Source organism: Bradyrhizobium sp. USDA 4354 (assembly GCF_054060315.1).
In genome coordinates this window covers 6,465,114-6,483,437 of sequence record NZ_JBSSDC010000001.1, presented here as the reverse complement: position 1 = coordinate 6,483,437, position 18,324 = coordinate 6,465,114, and the positions used below count along the sequence as shown (strand labels likewise).

General features: G+C 63.4%; 16 protein-coding genes. 13 read left to right on the top strand and 3 right to left on the bottom strand.

Features of this window, described 5'->3' with window-relative positions; translation table 11 throughout:
• Positions 1-267 precede the first annotated feature (267 nt).
• The 10 genes from ACVIIV_RS30305 to cydB all read left to right on the top strand — a co-directional run bounded on the left by ACVIIV_RS30305 (position 268) and on the right by cydB (position 10,080).
• On the top strand, positions 268-1,320 hold the full coding sequence (locus ACVIIV_RS30305; protein ID WP_456747442.1) for a catalase family peroxidase: 1,053 nt from the start codon (positions 268-270) through the stop codon (positions 1,318-1,320).
• Positions 1,317-1,877, top strand: a complete 561-nt coding sequence (locus ACVIIV_RS30300; protein WP_456747441.1) for a cytochrome b — start codon at positions 1,317-1,319, stop codon at positions 1,875-1,877. The genes ACVIIV_RS30305 and ACVIIV_RS30300 overlap by 4 nt, the downstream gene beginning before the upstream one ends.
• 107 nt (positions 1,878-1,984) lie before the next feature.
• Positions 1,985-2,485, top strand: coding sequence for a Dps family protein (locus ACVIIV_RS30295; protein ID WP_456747440.1), 501 nt, complete (start codon positions 1,985-1,987; stop codon positions 2,483-2,485).
• 43 nt (positions 2,486-2,528) lie between these two features.
• On the top strand, positions 2,529-3,365 hold the full coding sequence (fdhD, locus tag ACVIIV_RS30290) for a formate dehydrogenase accessory sulfurtransferase FdhD (protein ID WP_456747439.1): 837 nt from the start codon (positions 2,529-2,531) through the stop codon (positions 3,363-3,365).
• Positions 3,289-4,062 carry a YoaK family protein gene (locus tag ACVIIV_RS30285; RefSeq protein WP_456747438.1) on the top strand — a complete coding sequence of 258 codons (774 nt, stop codon included), beginning with the start codon at positions 3,289-3,291 and terminating at the stop codon, positions 4,060-4,062. Before fdhD ends, ACVIIV_RS30285 begins: the two co-directional genes overlap by 77 nt.
• 145 nt (positions 4,063-4,207) lie before the next feature.
• Positions 4,208-5,644: a class II fumarate hydratase gene (gene fumC / locus ACVIIV_RS30280; RefSeq protein WP_456747437.1), complete on the top strand. Its 1,437-nt coding sequence runs from the start codon at positions 4,208-4,210 to the stop codon at positions 5,642-5,644.
• Positions 5,645-5,671: 27 nt separating this feature from the next.
• Positions 5,672-6,076, top strand: coding sequence for a hypothetical protein (locus ACVIIV_RS30275; RefSeq protein ID WP_456747436.1), 405 nt, complete (start codon positions 5,672-5,674; stop codon positions 6,074-6,076).
• The gene (gene mqo / locus ACVIIV_RS30270; protein ID WP_456748862.1) at positions 5,971-7,662 is read left to right on the top strand and encodes a malate dehydrogenase (quinone); all 1,692 of its coding nucleotides are present in this window, start codon (positions 5,971-5,973) and stop codon (positions 7,660-7,662) included. The genes ACVIIV_RS30275 and mqo overlap by 106 nt, the downstream gene beginning before the upstream one ends.
• A gap of 19 nt (positions 7,663-7,681) precedes the next feature.
• Complete coding sequence (locus ACVIIV_RS30265) at positions 7,682-9,091, top strand: cytochrome ubiquinol oxidase subunit I (protein WP_456747435.1); 1,410 nt, start codon at positions 7,682-7,684, stop codon at positions 9,089-9,091.
• 2 nt (positions 9,092-9,093) lie between these two features.
• Entirely contained in the window at positions 9,094-10,080 is a 987-nt protein-coding gene (cydB, locus tag ACVIIV_RS30260; RefSeq protein ID WP_456747434.1) for a cytochrome d ubiquinol oxidase subunit II, read from the top strand.
• A gap of 84 nt (positions 10,081-10,164) precedes the next feature.
• Here cydB and ACVIIV_RS30255 read toward each other — a convergent pair whose 3' ends face one another.
• Positions 10,165-11,412, bottom strand: coding sequence for an oxalate decarboxylase family bicupin (locus ACVIIV_RS30255; RefSeq protein WP_456747433.1), 1,248 nt, complete (start codon positions 11,410-11,412; stop codon positions 10,165-10,167).
• A 248-nt stretch (positions 11,413-11,660) separates the two neighbouring features.
• Between ACVIIV_RS30255 and ACVIIV_RS30250 the strand changes: the two genes are divergently transcribed.
• A complete protein-coding gene (locus ACVIIV_RS30250; RefSeq protein WP_456747432.1) occupies positions 11,661-13,973 on the top strand; it encodes an FdhF/YdeP family oxidoreductase in 2,313 nt (770 codons plus the stop codon).
• Between the two features lie 69 nt (positions 13,974-14,042).
• On the opposite strand, the gene ACVIIV_RS30245 is transcribed toward ACVIIV_RS30250, so the two are convergent.
• Both ACVIIV_RS30245 and ACVIIV_RS30240 read right to left on the bottom strand, forming a co-directional pair.
• On the bottom strand, positions 14,043-15,584 hold the full coding sequence (locus ACVIIV_RS30245; protein ID WP_456747431.1) for an ATP-binding protein: 1,542 nt from the start codon (positions 15,582-15,584) through the stop codon (positions 14,043-14,045).
• Between the two features lie 8 nt (positions 15,585-15,592).
• Complete coding sequence (locus tag ACVIIV_RS30240; protein ID WP_456747430.1) at positions 15,593-15,967, bottom strand: response regulator transcription factor; 375 nt, start codon at positions 15,965-15,967, stop codon at positions 15,593-15,595.
• A gap of 177 nt (positions 15,968-16,144) precedes the next feature.
• Between ACVIIV_RS30240 and ACVIIV_RS30235 the strand changes: the two genes are divergently transcribed.
• On the top strand, positions 16,145-17,665 hold the full coding sequence (locus ACVIIV_RS30235; protein ID WP_456747429.1) for an ATP-binding protein: 1,521 nt from the start codon (positions 16,145-16,147) through the stop codon (positions 17,663-17,665).
• A complete protein-coding gene (locus ACVIIV_RS30230) occupies positions 17,662-18,312 on the top strand; it encodes a response regulator transcription factor (RefSeq protein ID WP_456747428.1) in 651 nt (216 codons plus the stop codon). Before ACVIIV_RS30235 ends, ACVIIV_RS30230 begins: the two co-directional genes overlap by 4 nt.
• Positions 18,313-18,324 lie beyond the last annotated feature (12 nt).

Sequence of the window (18,324 nt, the reverse complement as noted above, 5' to 3'; positions counted from 1 at the left end):
AAAGATGACGCACAGGTGTCATCTGCGGCTGTCGGATCGGCCCGTCAAGGACCTCTAGAGGATCCCGACCGCGCGACGACCCGACCACGCGAGGTGATGGCGAGGGTGTGCGTCTCTCACGTCGGAGCATCGGCCGTGCCTTCGCGAAATTGACGGGGCGTTTGAGAAGATCGGCATAGCAGCGGCTCGCTAAGTTCGCCGGGTGTCATTGAGCGGAGGGCTGCGCGCGTCCGAGCGCAGGCGGCCGACGCGTTGCGAGGGGACTTGATGAATCAGCCGGGTAGATTGGAGCGTTCGAGCCTTGGATGGCTCATTTTGATTGCCGCCGTCCTTGGCGGCAGCGCTGCCGCCTTCGCCTACACGGCGGGGTGGCTCGCGCCGGGGCGTCTCACGCCGGATCGCATGATTGCAGCGTTGACGCCTCCGAGCGGCCCGCCGCTCGGACACCGGCGCAATCATGCCAAGGGAATCTGCTTCAGCGGCGCGTTCGAAGCGAACGGGAATGGTGTCGAGCTGTCCCGCGCCAAGGTGTTCGTGCAGGGCCGCTATCCGGTCCTGGGTCGCTTCAATCTCGGCACGGCCGATCCGAATGCGGTGGACGCGACTGTGCGCGTGCGCGGCATGGGGCTCCAGATATCGGCGGCGGACGGAGAGGAGTGGCGAATGGCGATGATCAACCCGCCGTTCTTCGCGGTGTCCACGCCTGAGGCGTTTCATGACCTGCTGGTTGCGGCTGGCAAGAAGGATCCGGAGGCGATGAAGACGTTCATCCGCGCAAATCCGGAGTTCGCCGCTTTCGCGGCCTGGTCCAAGGCCGCGCCCTGGACCGGAAGCTACGCGGAGGAGCCGTATAACAGTCTCAACAGTTTCGTCCTCACCAATGCGAAGGACGAAGAGCGTGCCGTGCGGTGGTCGCTGGTGCCCACCGCAGAGCCAACTTCCATCGCGCAGGCGGAGCTGCAAAAGCGCGGTCCGGATTTCCTTGAGCAGGAAATCACGGATCGGGTGCAGTCCGCGCCGCAACGATGGACCATGGTCATCACTGTGGCCGATCCGGGCGATCCGACCGCTGATCCCAGCAGAGCCTGGCCGGAGAACCGGCGCAAGGTGCAGGTCGGAACGCTCGTCGTGCAGCGAATTGAACCCGAGCGGGATGGGCCCTGCCGCGACATCAACTTTGATCCGACCGTGTTGCCGCAGGGGATCCGGGTGTCGGACGATCCCTTCCCGGCGGCACGCTCCTCGGTCTACCGCAAATCCTACGATCTGCGCGCGGCCGAAGCCCGCGACTATCCGAGAACCGAGGTTGCCAAGCCATGACCAGTGTCCCGCATCGTTTCGCCCCGATCCAGCGGCTGCTGCACTGGCTGATGGCGCTCTGCATCATCGCCATGCTCTTCATCGGTGTCGGCATGGTGTCCACCGTGGCGCCGAAATACCTGCCGCTCGTCCTGATCCACAAGACGCTCGGCGTTGCGCTTCTCGTACTCGTCCTGGTCAGGCTGGCACTGCGGCTTCATTTGGGCGCGCCGCCACTACCGGCCGACCTTCCGCCGGCGATGAAGCTGGGAGCGCGATTGTCGCATCTGCTGCTGTATGGCCTCATGATCGTCATGCCGTTGCTTGGTCTCGGCATGCTCTGGGCCGCCTCCTATCCGGTCGTCCTGTATGGCGGGATTCAAGTTCCGGCGTTGCTGCCGCAGAGCGACCGCGTGCATACGCTGCTTTGGAATGTCCATGTCTCTCTGGGCCTCGCGTTCTTCGCCCTCGTGCTGCTGCATCTGGCGGCAGCTTTGTTCCACGCCTTGGTCCGTCGCGATGGCGTGTTCGCGACGATTTCGCCCCTGCCGCAGCGGGAACGGACGAAGGCCGAATGAGCCACCGTGCCGGTAGGCGTGCAATCCGGAAACGATCATTCGGGACGGAAAGACCGGTTGCCCGCCGTCTGGCTAGAAATTTCCTACCTCCAGCAAGGATATCGACCATGACCAAAGCAGACCTGCAAAGCCCGACCGATCTGGGAGCCAATGCGAACCGGGACGTTCCGGCCGCGCTCCGAGCATTGCTGGCCGACGTTTTCGCGCTGTACCTGAAGACGAAGAACTTCCATTGGCATGTATCGGGCAGTCACTTCCGCGACTACCATCTCCTGCTCGACGAGCAGGCCGAACAGATCTTCGCCATGACCGACGACATCGCCGAACGCGCGCGCAAGATCGGCGGCACCACGCTGCGCTCGATCGGCCACATCGTCCGCGAGCAGCGCATTCTCGACAACGACGCGGATTATGTCGATCCGCAGGACATGCTGGCCGAGCTGCGCAGCGACAATCAGCAGCTGACACGGGAAATGCGCCGGGTCCACGAGCTCTGCGACGAATATGGCGATGTCGCCACCGCAAGCCTGCTGGAGAACTGGATCGACGAGACGGAGCGGCGGATCTGGTTCCTGTACGAGACCGGGCGGAGCGGCCCTAATTCGTAAGCGCAAGGAGCGAGCCATGACGGATCTATCGACGGTGTGAGCGATGATGACGGGTTCGACTTTCACGCGACACTCGGAGATTGCCTGGCGCGGCGGTCAGACGCGGTCGACCTCGCGGCTGATTGCCGAGGAGACGGCGATTGCGCTCACCTATAATGGCTCGACCCATGCGGTGATGATGGGAACGCCCGCTGATCTCGAGGATTTCGGTATCGGCTTCAGCCTCACCGAAGCCATCGTCGGACGAAGAAGCGAGATCAGGAGCATCGATCTGATCCCGAACGAACTCGGCGTCGAGGTGCGGATCTGGCTCGATGGCGACCGCGCGGCGTTCCTGGCCGCCCGCCGCCGCGCCATCAGCGGTCCGGTTGGGTGTGGGCTATGCGGCATCGAAAGCCTCGAACAGGCGCGCCGCGCCCCCTCGCGGGTGAAAGATCGTAGCATCGTCTTTCACGCACGGGATCTTCTGAACGCGATGCAGGCGCTGTCTCCGCTCCAGACATTGAATCAGCACACACGATCCGTTCATGCGGCGGCCTTCTGGACTCCTCGCACCGGCATCGGTCCGGTCAGGGAAGACGTCGGCCGGCACAATGCTCTCGACAAGCTCGCCGGTGCGATCCTCCGCGACGGCGGTTCGGCCTGCGAAGGCGCCGTGCTCCTGACGAGCCGCGTCTCGGTCGAGATGGTGCAGAAGGCGGCGATGATGGGCGCGCCGGTCGTCGTGGCCGTATCCGCTCCGACCGCGCTCGCCATCCAGACTGCGAAGGAAGCGGGCATCACGCTTCTGGCGATTGCCCGCGATGACGGGTACGGCGTGTTCACACACCCGCGACGCGTTCTGCTGCCCGACGAGGCTGCTCCGCGCGCGGAGGGCTGATTTTTGGGTCAATCAGCATGGCGATGCAAGCCGCATCTCCGGATCCCGTGGCCGAGCTGCGCGCAGTCGCTCATGCTCCGGAACGATCGCTCCTCGTTGCCGCTCTGCTAACCTTTTCGGGCGGCTTTCTCGTGCCTTCACCTGGCTCTCGCTCGGTGGTGTGTTCGCGAGCTCGCAGACCGGCAATGTCGTTTTCCTTGGCATCGACGCCCTGTCCGGGCGATGGCAGCAAGTGGCGCACCATCTGCTGCCGATCGCGGGCTTTCTTCTCGGCGCCTGGGTGGCGATCCGCATCCAGGCGCCGCTGCGTTGTCTCGTTGCGCATGTCGTCTGCCTCGCGGCAACAATGTTGTTGCTGCATTGGATCCCTGATCCGATCGTCATCTTCGGAATCTCCTTTGGTATCGCACTGCAGTCGGCCAGCTTCAGGCGCGTCGAGCGCTGGAGCTATCTCTCCGTCACCGTGACCGGCAACATGCTGCGCGCCATCGATGAGTTCGTGTCGACATCCGATCGCGACGCCTTGCGTGGCGCCGCGGCCATGCTCGTGCTCTGCCTCATGTTCCTCTGCGGCGCGGCAATCGGCGGCTATGCGACGACGCTGCTGGGCGCGGGCAGTCTTGCGGTGCCGATCGCCTCATCGGCATGCGCGCTACTGGTGTGTTGGCGGAACCGGATCTGTCGCGGTCCGGACTGAGAGGTCTCTCTTCGCGTGCGCTGTCACACCATGCCATTCGGCAAAGCGACGTTCGATCGTGGAAGTGGTCTCGCCGTGCGCGGCGTATCATCTTCAGCAAGTGCCGGGATGGGCGCTTCGACATGAACTGCCATGAGAGGCAAGGATGAACGACCTCCGCAAAGAGACAGACAGCCTCGGTGAAGTGTCCGTTCCCGCGGACAAGCTCTGGGGCGCGCAGACGCAACGTTCGCTCGAACATTTCAGCATTGGCAAGGACCTCATGCCGCGTGAGATGATCCAGTCCTATGCAATCCTGAAAAAGGCCGCGGCAATCACGAACTACGCTGGCGGTCGTCTCGACGGCGAGCGCCACAAGCTGATCGTCCAGGTCTGCGACGAGATCCTGGCCGGCCAGCACCACGACATGTTTCCGCTTCACGTCTGGATGACCGGCAGCGGAACGCAATTCAACATGAACGTAAACGAGGTGATCTCGAACCGGTGCTGCGAGCTTGCAGGCACCGCGCTCGGCAGCAAGCTGCCGGTTCATCCGAACGACCACGTCAACATGTCGCAATCGTCGAACGACAGCTTCCCCTCGGCCATGTATATCGCGGCCGCGCTGAACGTGACGGAACGCCTCGTTCCTGCTGTCGAGGCCCTGCATGACGCGATCGCGGCAAAATCGAGCCAGTGGAACGGCATCGTCAAGATCGGCCGCACCCACATGCAGGATGCCACCCCGCTGACGCTCGGGCAGGAGTGGTCGGGTTACGCAGGCATGCTCGCCGACGATCTGACGCGCATCGACGATGCGCTCAAGGGCGTCTTCCGGCTCGCGCTCGGCGGCACGGCCGTCGGCACCGGGATCAATGCGGCGCCGGGTTTCGCGGAGGCCGTCGCGGCCGAGATCGCGCGGTTGACCGACCTGCCGTTCGTCAGTGCCCCCAACAAATTCGCCGTGCAGGGCGCGCACGATGCCTTGGTGCAGCTGTCCGGCACGCTGCGCACGCTTGCCGGCTCGCTCTACAAGATCGCGAACGACATCCGCCTGATGTCCTGCGGACCGCGCGCGGGCTTTGCCGAATTGCTGATTCCCGAGAACGAGCCCGGCTCGTCGATCATGCCGGGCAAGGTCAACCCGACGCAGGCGGAGGCGCTGACGATGATCGCCGTGCAGGTGATGGCGAATGACGTCGCCGTCGGCTTCGGCGGCGCCGGCGGCTATCTCGAGATGAACGTCTACAAGCCGCTGATCATTCACAACATCGCGCAGTCCATCACGATACTCGCGGATGGCTGCACGAACTTCCGCACCTTCCTGGTCGAAGGCGCCGAGCCGAACCACAAGAAGATCCAGGAATATGTGGAGAGGTCGCTGATGCTGGTGACCGCGTTGGCGCCGGTGATCGGCTACGACAAGGCGTCGCGGATCGCGCACTACGCGATGGACAACGATCTCACGCTGAGATCGGCGGCGTTGAAGCTCGGCTTCGTGACCGAGCCGGAGTTCGACCGCATCGTCGATCCCGCCAAGATGGTGAGACCCTATGTCGCCGAGATCAAGGTGCCGCTCACGATCGGCGCCAAGGCCCTTTGAAACAAGACTGGCTGAAAGGAGACAACGATGATCCGTTGTGTACGCCTATGGACCGGACAGGACAACAACTCGCATTTCGAGGAAGGTGTCATCGAGCTGGAGGCCGGCCAGCGCGGCGACTTTCTCACCGGCAAGATCGATGCCGTCAGCGTCTCCTTCCAGGAGACCGAGTCGGGCGGCGCCTTCTCCTGGCACACCGCGCCGGTGCGCCAGCTCGTGATCACGTTGAGTGGAACGCTCGATTTCCAGACGCGTGACGGCCACCACTTCCTCATTCATCCCGGCAACGTCCTGCTGGCGGAAGACACCGCGGGCTCGGGTCACAGCTGGAAGCTGACGGACGATTCGTCCTGGCGCCGCGCCTACGTGGTGCTGCGGCCGGGAGCCGACGTGCCGTTCCGCGCCAAGGCGCGTCAGCCGGCGCGGGCCTGACCGAGCCCATTGAGAGCACAACATCGCCCACCAACCAAACGAAGAGAACTGCCATGCAAGGAACTTCCGAATCCGACGTCGTTCTCATTGGCGCAGGCATCATGAGCGCAACCCTCGGTGTTCTTCTCAAGGAGTTGGAGCCCTCGCTCACGATCCAGATGCTCGAGGTCCTCGAGGATTGCGCGCTCGAAAGCTCGGACGCATGGAACAATGCCGGCACCGGGCATGCGGCCAATTGCGAGATGAACTACACGCCGGAACGGCCCGACGGCAGCGTCGATATCTCGAAGGCGCTCCAGGTCAATGTCGAGTTCGACCTGTCTCGGCAGTTCTGGTCCTATCTGGTAGGGCGCGGCGCGATCGCCGATCCCAGATCCTTCATTCATCCCGTGCCGCATATGAGCTTCGTGTACGGTGGCGACAACGTCGCCTTCCTCAGGAAGCGGTTCAAGGCGATGGCCGCCCATCATTGCTATGAGGGCATGGAATACAGCGAGGATCCGGCCAAGATCGCCGAGTGGGCGCCGCTGGTGATGGAGGGCCGTGCCGGCGGCGATCCCGTGGCGGCCACGCGTATCGTCACGGGAACCGACGTCGATTACGGTTCACTGACTCATCTACTGGTCCATCATCTCGTCAGCCAGCCGGGCTGCGCCGTGCACTACAAGAGCTGCGTCACCGATCTCGTTCGCGAGCAGAACGGTCACTGGCGCATCGAGGTGCGCGACACCGACAGCGGCGAGACGCGGTCTGTTCGCGCGAAGTTCGCCTTCATCGGCGCCGGCGGCGGTGCCTTGCCGTTGCTCGAGAAGTCCGGGATTCCGGAAGGGCGCGGCTATGGCGGTTTCCCGGTCAGCGGGATTTGGCTGCGCTGCGACGACCCGGAGATCAACCGGCGTCACCATGCCAAGGTTTACGGCAAGGCCGCGGTCGGCTCACCGCCGATGTCGGTGCCGCATCTCGACACGCGCGTGATCGGTGGCCAGCGCTCGTTGCTGTTCGGTCCCTATGCCGGCTTCTCGAGCAAGTTCCTCAAGCACGGCTCGCTGCTCGACCTCTTCGAGTCGATCCGTCCCGCGAATGTCAAGCCGCTGCTTTCGGTGGCGCGCGACAATTTCGATCTTACCGAATATCTGGTCGGGCAGGTGCTGCAGTCCGAGAGCCACCGGCTGGCGGCACTCGACGAATATTTCCCGAAGGCCGATCCGAAGGACTGGAGGCTGCAGGTCGCGGGCCAGCGCGTCCAGATCATCAGGCCCGACGTCAAGCGGGGCGGCCTGCTCGAGTTCGGGACTGAGCTGGTCGGCGCGGAAGATCATTCGCTGGTCGCCCTTCTCGGCGCCTCGCCGGGCGCCTCCACCGCGGCATTCATCGCCATCAGCGTGCTGGAGAAATGCTTTGCCGGCGAGCTGACGGCGAGTGCCTGGCTGCCGAAGCTCAAGCAGATCATCCCGTCCTATGGCGTGTCGCTGATCGAGGACGCGGATTTCTGCCGCCAGATCCGCGCTGCGACGGCGGAGGTCCTCAAGGTCGACAACATCCCGCAGCCGGCCGCACGCGCGCCGGCGCTCTCGAAGCGAGCGTGAGAAGAGAGGGGGCTTGCCCATGGACCCGACGGCGCTTCTCCTCTCGCGGCTGCAATTCGCCTTCACCATCTCGTTCCACATCATCTTCCCGGCATTCACGATCGGGCTTGCCGCCTGGCTCACCGTGCTCGAAGCGATGCACCAGTACAGTGGCAGGCCCGTCTACCGGACCCTGTTCGAGTTCTGGCTCAAGATATTCGGCGTCGCCTTCGGCATGGGCGTCGTATCGGGCGTGGTGATGGCGTTCCAGTTCGGAACGAACTGGAGCGTGCTCTCGAAGATGTCGGGTCCGATCCAGGGGCCGCTGCTGTCCTACGAGACCTTCACCGCCTTCATGCTGGAGGCGGGCTTCATTGGGATTCTTATCTTCGGACGGCCTCGCGTGCCACCCTGGTTCTACCTGTTCTCGACAGCGATGGTCGCGCTCGGAACCACGCTGTCGGCGTTCTGGATCATGGTCAACAACAGCTGGATGCAGGTGCCGACCGGCTATGTCCTGCAGAACGGCCAGTTCGTGCCTGACGATTGGGCGCAGATCATCTTCAATCGTGTGGTCTGGGTTAGGTTTCCGCACATGCTGCTCGCCTCCTATCTCACCGGCGCGTTCTGCGTGGCGGCGACCGGCGCGTGGTATCTGCTGCGGCGGACCTATCGGGTCGAAGCGCATGTGATGCTGCGCATGGGCCTTGCGCTCGCGGCGGTGCTGCTTCCGGCCCAGCTCTTCATCGGACATCTCGTCGGCGACTATGTCCACGACTATCAGCCGGCCAAGTTCGCCGCGATCGAGGCGCGCTGGCATGACGAGCAGCCAGCCTCCGAGGTGCTGATCGCGATCCCGGATTCGAGCACTGAGTCGAACAGATACGCCGTCTCGATTCCGGTGCTCGGCAGCATCATCGCAAGCATGAGCCTGAACTCGAAGGAGGTAGGCCTGACCAGCTTCGCGCCGCAGGACCGGCCGCCGGTGGCGATCCCGTTCTTCGCCTTCCGCATCATGGTCGGCTGCGGCTTCGTGATGCTGGGGCTGGCCTGGCTCGGGACCTGGCTCGGGCTCAAGCATCGGCTCGCGCGCAGGCGCCTGCTGCTCTGGGGCATCTTCCTCAGCTTTCCATTGCCCTGGATCGCCATCCTCACGGGCTGGTACACCGCAGAGGTCGGCCGCCAGCCGTGGACCGTCTACGGCGTGCTGCGCACCGCCGACGCCGTGACGCCGTCTCTGACCGCGGCCGCCGCGACGGCTTCACTGATCCTATTTGTTGCGGTCTATGCGTTCATCTTCTCGTTCGGGACTTACTACATCTACCGGCTGCTGCGCGCCGGCCCGGCGGGACTCGGTGGCAAGCCCTTGCACGTTCCCGTCCTCAATCGGCCGATGTCGCTCGCCGATCAGGTGCCGGCCTCGCATAGCTATCTCGAAGCGGGAGAATAGACATGGTGATGTTCTGGGTTGCGCTGCTTGCCATCAGCATTCTGATCTATCTTCTGCTGGACGGGTTCGACCTCGGCGTCGGCATGCTGTTCGGCCTCGCCGATGGCGAGGCGAGGCGCGAGGAGATGCTGCGCACGATCGCTCCGGTCTGGGATGGCAACGAGACCTGGCTGGTCGTCGCCGGCGTGATCATGTGGGGTGCGTTCCCTGCAGTCTATGCCATGCTGATGCCGGCCTTCTACATCCCGGTCGTGGTCATGCTGCTGGGATTGATCCTGCGCGGTGTCGCGTTCGAATTTCGCGGCAAGGCCTCGCGCTCGCGTCGGATCTGGGACGTCAGCTTCACCGTGGGATCGTTCGCCGCAAGCTTCATGCAGGGCGCGATGGTCGGAGCGCTCGTCGAAGGACTGCAATTTTCGAACGGCGAATATGTCGGCGGAACATTCGGCTGGCTGACCGGCTTTTCGGTCTTGTGCGGGATCGGCCTGTGCTTCGGCTACGCGCTGCTCGGGGCCTGCTGGCTGGTGAGGAAGTGCGAGGGCCCGATCCGTGACGCGACACGGCGTCAGATCCCATTGCTCGCAGTCGCTGTGCTGGCCTTCCTCGTCGTCGTCTTCACGCATGCGCTTGTCGAGCATCTGCCAATCCTGCGTCGATGGATCGAGCGACCCTATCTGTTCGTGTTTCCCCTCATCGGCGCCGGTGCCGCCGCAATGCTCGCCACGAGTATCCTCCGCCAAGACGATTACTGGCCTTTCCACATGGTCGCACTGATCTTTGCGTCGGCCTTCGGCACGCTTGCCTTGTCGTTCTGGCCCTACATGATCCCGTTCGTCGTCACGATCGAGGAGGCGGCCGCGCCTCATGCGAGTCTCGCCTTCATGTTCTGGGGTGCGGGCCTGTTCGTGTTTCCGCTGATGCTGCTCTATGTCGCGGTGGGTTATCGCGTTTTTCGCGGCAAGACGGCTGCGGCGGCGGATCACTACTGACGGCTACAGGCTCGAACCGCGAATGAAAAGAAAGGCGCCGTTTCCGGCGCCTTTTCGTTGAGGGCTGTCGTTGAGCGGCGTCATTCAGGACTTGGGCATGACGCCCGGACTGTTGTCCGGCCATTGGGCGATCAGCTTCTCGTCGATGTTGAAGTGCTGGGCAACGAGCTTGGGCGGCGTGTGTGTCAGCCAGTTGGAGAGCGAGACCTCCTCGTAGCGCGGCGCGCGGAACACGCCGACGAACTGCAGGTCGGTGTCGCCGACATTTTCCACATAATGGCCGAGATTCCGCCTGACATAGCCGATGTCGCCCGCCGAGAAATCCGTCGTCAACGCGTTCGGACCGGTGTCGAACACCGTCATCCGCGCCTTGCCCTTGATGTAGTACTGCCATTCGTCGGCGTTCGGGTGCCAGTGCATTTCCCGGACCGCTCCCGGCGGCATCGTCACCAGGGCCGCGGCGATCGTGGTGGCCACCTTGAAGTTGCTGCTGTCGGCAACGCGAATGCTTCCGGCGGAGCTCTCCTTGACCGGGGTCGAGCTGCCGAGCGGGTGGACGAAGGGGTAGGGCGGCGCTTCGGCGTGCCTGGCGACTGCAGCGCGATCGGCGGCGAGATCGCCGGGCAACGTCCCCTGGAAGATCCAGAGATTGTGCAGCGGGATCTTCGCGAAGGCCTCGGCCGGGACGCCGAAATTCTTGGCCAGCACCTCGGGCGGGGTATGGGCGAGCCAATCCGTCACCAGCAGCGTGTTGAACTCATTGGCGTGGCCGTCATCGAAGCAGATCACGAATTCGCAGCCGTCGGGACCCAATCCCTGCAGCGAATGCGGCGCGCCCGGCGGAAAATACCAGAGATCGCCGGCTTTGAGGTCGGCGACATAGGGGCGTCCCTGGGTGTCGAGCACCGTGATGCGGCAGGTGCCATAAGTCATGATTGCCCATTCGGCGGCCTGATGCCAGTGCAGCTCGCGGATGCCGCCGGCGGACAGCCGCATGTTGACGCCGGAGATCTCCTTGGAGATGGCGAAGTCCTCGACGGTGACCTGACGGGCCCAGCCGCCATTCTGGATGCGCTTCGGTGCATTGTTGAATGAGGTCCAATCCATCGGCAGCCCGCCGACGTCGGTCGCCGGCGGGGTTTGCGCGGAGGGGAATTGCTTGGCCAGTGCGGGATTCTGCGGACCGGGATCGGTCAGGCTTCCCGGGCTCCTGGCGTTTACGGCGCCTTGCGGCGGCTCGTCCGGATTGCCGAAGGTTGCGGCTTGCGCGCTGGAGCCGACCATGGCGGCACCTGCCGCGGACATGGCCAGCAAGTCACGTCGTGAAAACATGTTGGGTCGCTCCTGAAGATTGTCGGAAGCCCTCTGTGGCGCTGGGGCTCCAACCGCCAACCCTAGCTTCCAGTTGTCGTTTCAGCTTCCGGGAACGGCGCTCTTTTTGCCGGAATGCACTGGCGCTGCGGCCGACCGTCCGGATTCGAACGTGTGCAATTGAGAAAATCGGCTTCGTTTTGAAAAGACGGTTTTGCCCGCACCATCCTTAACTGGCCCGGACAAGCGCAAGATCGAGAGATATCGAGATGAGTACGAAATCGGTTCGTCCCTACCGTGAACCCGCCGGCGGCTGGGGCGCACTCAAGGCGCTCAGCGAGGCGCTTCTGGTGCAGCGCGTGCCGCTGAAGGGCGCGGCGACGCTGAGCAGGATGAATCAGCCGCAGGGCTTTGATTGTCCCGGCTGCGCATGGCCCGATCCGAAACACACCTCCTCGTTCGAGTTCTGCGAGAACGGCGGCAAGGCAATCGCCTGGGAGGCAACCTCAAAGCGCTGCACTCCCGAATTCTTCGCCGAGCATACCGTCACCGAGCTCGCAAGCTGGAGCGACTATGATCTCGAAATGGTCGGGCGGCTCGCGCATCCAATGGCCTACGATGCCGCATCAGACCGGTACCTTCCGGTGGAATGGAGCGATGCGTTCGACATGATCGGACGTGAGCTAAAGGCGCTGCCGGATCCGAACATGGCGGAGTTCTACACCTCGGGACGGACCTCGAACGAGGCAGCCTTCCTCTATCAGCTCTTCGTGCGCGAATACGGCACCAACAACTTCCCCGACTGCTCGAACATGTGCCATGAGGCGACCAGCGTTGGCCTGCCGCAATCGCTCGGGGTCGGCAAGGGCACCGTGCTGCTGGAGGATTTCGACAAGGCCGATTGCATCTTCATCTTCGGCCAGAATCCGGGCACCAACAGCCCGCGGATGATGACCAGCCTGCGCAATGCGGCGCGCCGCGGTGCGTCGATCATGTCGTTCAACCCGTTCCGCGAACGAGCGCTGGAGCGATTCCAGGCGCCGCAGAGCCCGGTCGAGATGATCACGCTGACGTCGACGACCATCAGCTCGAAACTCTTCCAGGTGCGGGTCGGCGGCGATGTCGCCGTCCTCAAGGGGATCATGAAGATCCTGGTCGAAGCCGACGAGGCCGCCCGCGCTGCCGAGCGGCCGGAGATCCTGGACTGGGATTTCATTCGCGGTCACACCGTCGGCGTTGAAGCGCTGATCGACGACCTTAAGCGCACACAATGGCCCGACGTCGAACGTCAGTCCGGCCTGGCGCGCGAGGATATGGAGTATGCGGCTCGCGCGTACATGAAGGCGGAGCGTGCCATCATCGTCTACGGCATGGGCATCACCCAGCACTGGCGCGGCGCGCACAACGTGCAGCAGATCGCCAATCTCGCGCTGTTGCGCGGCAATGTCGGGCGCGAAGGCGCCGGCGTCTGCCCGGTTCGCGGTCATTCCAACGTGCAGGGCGATCGCACCGTGGGGATCACCGAGGTTCCCAAGGCCGACTTCCTCGAGCGCGTGGAGCAACGCTTCGGCTTCAAACCGCCGTCCGCGCCGGGACACAACGTCGTGACCGCGCTGGAGGCCATGATCCGCGGCGAGGTGAAAGCCTTCTTCGCGATGGGCGGCAATTTCGCCGCGGCCATTCCGGACTGGCAGGCGACCCAGGCGGCCCTTGGCAAGCTCGATCTCACCGTCCATGTCTCGACCAAGCTCAACCGCAGCCACCTGATCCATGGCCGCGCCGCGTTGATCCTGCCATGCCTCGGACGCACCGAGATCGACGTCCAGGCATCGGGACCGCAGTCGATCACGGTGGAGGACTCGATGTCGATGGTGCATGCATCCGGCGGCCGCAACAAGCCTGCGTCGGAGCATCTGCGCAGCGAGGTCGCGATCATCGCCGGCGTCGCCAAGGCGACGCTGGGCGAGCGCACGGTGGTCGACTGGGACGGCTTCGTTGCCGACTACGACCGGATCCGCGATGCGATCGAGGCGGTGTTCCCGATCTTCCAGGGCTATAATACCCGCATCCGTGTCCCCGGCGGTTTTCACCTTACCTCGACGGCGCGCGAGCGGATATGGGCGACGCCGTCGGGCAAGGCGAACTTCCTGGTCTTCCCGGGGTGCGGCGAAGACCCGCCGCAGAGCGATCCCGATTTCCTTTGGCTCACCACCATACGCAGCCATGATCAGTACAACACCACGCTCTATTCGATGTCGGATCGTTACCGCGGAGTGTTCGGCCAGCGCGACGTGGTCTTCCTGAACGAGTATGAGCTGAAGAAGCGAGGACTAGCCGACGGCGATCGCGTCGACCTGATCACCGCATCGACCGATGGGGCCGAGCGGATCGTGCGCAACTTCCGCGCCGTGGCCTATTCGTTCCCGACCGGCTGCTGTGCCGCATACTATCCGGAGACCAATCCGCTGGTCCCGCTCTATGCCCGGGACCCCCTCAGCTTCACGCCGTCATACAAAGGCGTTCCGATCCGGATCGTGCGCAGTGGCAACGTCGACGCAGATCAGCTTCCCACCGGCGAATAGGCTGAGATCGGGGTCTGACGCGTTCGCGGCATTGGACCGGCAGTACGTGATCGGGATCGCGCCCGAACATCAACCAATCGCGCCGGATGCAGATAAGTACGGCGGCGGCGATTGGCGCTCCGGGTTTCGGTCTCGCGCCTTCTCGAGCGCATAGGCTCGGGTCGAGTTGAGCAGCCGATACCGCGCACCGCTGTCGTCGACTTCAAACGAGATCAACGATTTCGCGACCAGCTTGTCGATGACATGGAACTCGCGCGAGGGTTCCCGCAGGGCCTGGCGCGCAATTTCGCACGCAGTATCGAGGCTGGAAAATCCGTCACGGGCGGAGAGCTGCTGCAGTACCGCGCGCTCGTCGTCACCGAGCAGGTCGTAGCTCCAGTCAATTGTTGCCGATATAGTCAGGTGGCGCGGCTGTGCTGTGCGTTGACCGCGCCAGAACAGCCAGATGGGGGTCTCCAGGGAGCGCGCGACTTCGGAAAGACCAAATGCCGGCACTCGCGCCGCCGCCATGTCGATTGCCAGTGGAAGGCCGTCCAGCTTGCGACAAATCCGCGCCACGGTCGGCGCGTCGGCGTCTTTCAACCGGAATCGATATCCGCTCGTAACGACGCGCTCGGCAAACAGGCGAGGCGCATCAAACGAAAAGATTCGCTCGGCCGACTGTTCTTCCTCATCCGATGGACAGTCGAGGCCCGAAAACCGAAACACGTGCTCACCGTCGACCCGCAGTATTTCCCTGCTGGTCGCAAGGATGTGTACCTGCGGCGCTGCATGGAAGAGTCTTTCAATCAACGCCGCCGCCGGTTCGATCAGGTGCTCGCAACTATCGAAGATCACCAGCATGCGACGATCTCGCAGGAGATCGAGCAGGTCCCGCGTCGGATCGTCGGATTGCACAGACAGTCCGAAGATTGATGCGATCGCGCCCGGCAGGAGACTCGCTTCCTTGATCTGCCCGAGATCGACAAAGTGAACGGCGTCCCCGAACAACGCAAGCTGGTTGTGGCCCACCGCAACAGCCGTCGTCGTCTTTCCGGCGCCTCCCGGGCCGTGGATGGTGACGAAGCGACTTGCCGCCAGCAGATCCGAAATCTTGCGGACAGCTTCGCCCCCGCCGATCATCTGACTCAACTGCATCGGGAGGCGCGGCGTGTGGCCGACCCTTATTTCCGCCTGTCGGCCGCTTTCGCCGGACAACTCCGGGCCACCGGCGGTCGCGACCAGGCAATATCCTCGCGCCGGGACAGTCTTGACGTAGGAGGCGTTCCCGCCTCCCTCGCCGAACGCCTTGCGCAGCCCGGCAATGTGAACCCTCAGGCTCCCTTCATCCACGGTAACGCTGGGCCAGACGCGGGCGATGAGCTCATTCTTGTCGACAACATCGCCCTGGCGCCGCGCAAGCGCGATCAGGATGTCAAGCGATCTGCTTCCCAGCTGAACGGGCTGGCCGTCCCTGAGCAGGAGCCTCCGGGAGGGGAAGAGCTGGAACGGGCCGAAGGAAAAGAAACTCCCGGCAACCTTCCCGGCTGCCTGCGCCTCCGGAAGTGTATTGACATGTCCCACCGGGCCTTCCACCAATACCTGCCGGGTTGTGACAGTGGCCGCGGTCATGGTAAGTCCTACGTTTGCCTGCCGAGCGCTGTTTGAATGCAGCCGAGCAGATCGTCCCGTCCAAAAGGCTTAGACAGGAAGCAGACGCCGCCTGCATGCATGGCTCGTTCGCGAATGCGCTTGTCGGGAAATGCGGTGACGAAGATCGTCGGGATCTGACGGCCCCTGGCAATCAGCTTGCCATACAGTTCGAGACCGCTCATGCCGGGCATCTGGACATCCAGGATCAGGCAGGATGCATCGGACAACTTGTCGGACTTCAAAAAATCGTCGGCCGATTCAAACGTGACAGGGGAGTATCCGAACGACTCAATCATGCCGCCCATGGCGAACCGCACCGATTCGTCGTCATCCACGATCGCGATCAAGAGTTCGTCTTTCAAGACACTCTCCTAAGCTTCCACGTTGGCGACGATCGGGGGGTGAATCCATTGACGAAGACGCACTCTAGTTGCCGAAATTATCATCGGAATTAACCAAAAGAACGCCGGACTATCGTTTCGTTTAGCTGCGTTGCCGCATTTCGTGATTTTTGTTAGGAAAGGGGTCCTGCCTCGCGAATGGGGGAGGCTGTACAGGCGTGGACGCCGCAAAGGCGTCATCCGGGCCTGATCCTCGGGCGGCGCGGACAGATGAAACACAACCTTTTCGATCGCGAGAGCGCCCGCGTGCCCTTCACGATCGGCATTTTTGTTCTCGCCATCGTCATCTTCGCCGTCGACGCCGAAACACCGCTCGAGGTTTCGGTGTGCGTTCTCTACGTGTTCGTCGTGCTGCTCGCGTCGGCGGCCTATCGGTGGCGCGGCATCGTGTTGGTCGGGCTGGCTTGCGAAGTCCTGACCCTGACGGCTCACATGCTTTCCCCCGGCGATCCCTGGTCGCACTGGTCGCTGCTCGACCGCGCCATCAGCGTCGTTGGTATCGCCATGTCGACGCTGCTGGTGGTGCGCAATCGGATCGCAACCGACGCGCTCCGGGAGAGCGAGGCCTATCTCATCGAAGCCCAGCGATTGAGCCGCACCGGAAGCATCGGCTGGCGCGATCCGCGCGCGGAGCAGTTCTGGTCCCGCGAGACCCACCGCATTTATCAGTATGAGCCGGAGGGGATGAAGCCCTCCCTCGCGATGATGATCGCGCGTACCCATCCGGACGACCGGCCGCTCGTCGAGCAGACGATCGGCAAGTCCTTCCGGGACGGGACCGGCTTCGAGTTCGAGCATCGTTTGTCGATGCCCGACGGTACGATCCGGTTTGTTCGGCTTGTGACGCGCGCCGAAGAGCAGGGCGACGGCGTCAGCTTCGTCGGCGCCGTGATGGATATCACCGCAGCCAAGCGGGCGGCAGACGAGCTGCAACGCGTTCATTCTGACCTTGCCCGCGTCTCGCGGGCGACAACGATGGGCCAGTTGGTGGCATCGATCGCCCATGAGATCAACCAGCCCCTGACGGGCGTGGTCACCAACGGCCACACCGTCCTTCATTGGCTCAACGAGCGTTCGTTGAACCTCGACAAGGCGCGCGTGACGGCGGAACGGATATTGCGCGATGGCGAGCGCGCCAGCGGCGTGATCCGTCGCATCCAGGGATTGCTGACGAACACGCCGCCGCAGACGAGGGACATCGATATCAACGACCTGATCCGCGAGGTTGTCGATCTCCTCCAGACCGAGTTGCGCCTGCGCGACGTCGCCGTCAACACCGAGCTTGCACTGGGGCTTCCGCGTTTTCCCGGCGATTCCATCCAGCTTCAGCAGGTCCTCCTGAATCTCGTCGTCAACGGCGCCGACGCCATGAGCGACGTGACCGGCCGGCCCTTGCCTCTGGTCATCGGTTCGCGCCTTGAACCAGACGGCGATGGGTTGATTTTCGTGCGCGATCACGGTGTCGGTCTTGATCGGGACACGGCCGACAGGATTTTCGATCCGTTCTTCACGACCAAGGCAAAGGGCATGGGGATGGGGCTGGCAATCTGCCGCTCGATCGTCGAGGCGCATGGCGGACGCCTGTGGGCTTCGCCCGCCGAACCTCACGGCGCGCTGTTCCAGTTCACCTTGCCGAGCAAGGCGGAGGCCGACCTATGAGCGAGGAATCCTCCATCGTTGCGGTCATCGATGACGACGTGTCGGTGCGCGAATCGATTCAGGGATTATTGGAAACGGCGGCGCTGCGCGTCGAATTGTTTTCATCACCGCGCGAATATCTTCAGGCGAGGCGGAAGGACGACCCGAGCTGCGTCATCCTGGATGTGCGCCTGCCAGGTTCCAGCGGGCTCGATTTCCAGCGCGAGATGGCTGCAAGCGGCATTCGCGCCCCGATCATTTTCATCACGGGCTATGCCGATGTGCACATGTCGGTGCAGGCCATGAAGGCGGGCGCGGTGGAGTTTCTCACCAAACCCTACCGCGATCAGGATCTGCTCGAGGCGGTGCTGGCGGCGATAGAAAAGGACCGGCAAAGGCGAACCGACCAACGTGCCCTTGACGACATCCAGCGGCGGTTCGAGGCACTGACATCCCGCGAACGCCAGGTCATGGCTTCCGCGGTCTCCGGCCTTCAGACCAAGCAGATTGCGGGCGCGGCTGGTATCAGCGAAGTAACGGTGAGGGTCCACCGTCGCGAAATCATGCGCAAGATGAATGCAAGATCGCTGGCCGACCTTGTCAAGATGGGCGAAGCGTTGCGGGGCCGGGGTATTGCGCTTGCCCCCGAGTCGCCGCCTGACGACTAGACGCTGTCTGCT

Bases quoted from the DNA above. Each gene is read 5' to 3' on its own strand.
- ACVIIV_RS30305 (WP_456747442.1), top strand. From the start codon at position 268: ATGAATCAGCCGGGTAGATTGGAGCGTTCGAGCCTTGGATGGCTCATT.
- ACVIIV_RS30300 (WP_456747441.1), top strand. From the start codon at position 1,317: ATGACCAGTGTCCCGCATCGTTTCGCCCCGATCCAGCGGCTGCTGCAC.
- ACVIIV_RS30295 (WP_456747440.1), top strand. From the start codon at position 1,985: ATGACCAAAGCAGACCTGCAAAGCCCGACCGATCTGGGAGCCAATGCG.
- fdhD (WP_456747439.1), top strand. From the start codon at position 2,529: ATGATGACGGGTTCGACTTTCACGCGACACTCGGAGATTGCCTGGCGC.
- ACVIIV_RS30285 (WP_456747438.1), top strand. From the start codon at position 3,289: ATGACGGGTACGGCGTGTTCACACACCCGCGACGCGTTCTGCTGCCCG.
- fumC (WP_456747437.1), top strand. From the start codon at position 4,208: ATGAACGACCTCCGCAAAGAGACAGACAGCCTCGGTGAAGTGTCCGTT.
- ACVIIV_RS30275 (WP_456747436.1), top strand. From the start codon at position 5,672: ATGATCCGTTGTGTACGCCTATGGACCGGACAGGACAACAACTCGCAT.
- ACVIIV_RS30265 (WP_456747435.1), top strand. From the start codon at position 7,682: ATGGACCCGACGGCGCTTCTCCTCTCGCGGCTGCAATTCGCCTTCACC.
- cydB (WP_456747434.1), top strand. From the start codon at position 9,094: ATGGTGATGTTCTGGGTTGCGCTGCTTGCCATCAGCATTCTGATCTAT.
- ACVIIV_RS30255 (WP_456747433.1), bottom strand. From the start codon at position 11,412: ATGTTTTCACGACGTGACTTGCTGGCCATGTCCGCGGCAGGTGCCGCC.
- ACVIIV_RS30250 (WP_456747432.1), top strand. From the start codon at position 11,661: ATGAGTACGAAATCGGTTCGTCCCTACCGTGAACCCGCCGGCGGCTGG.
- ACVIIV_RS30245 (WP_456747431.1), bottom strand. From the start codon at position 15,584: ATGACCGCGGCCACTGTCACAACCCGGCAGGTATTGGTGGAAGGCCCG.
- ACVIIV_RS30235 (WP_456747429.1), top strand. From the start codon at position 16,145: ATGGGGGAGGCTGTACAGGCGTGGACGCCGCAAAGGCGTCATCCGGGC.
- ACVIIV_RS30230 (WP_456747428.1), top strand. From the start codon at position 17,662: ATGAGCGAGGAATCCTCCATCGTTGCGGTCATCGATGACGACGTGTCG.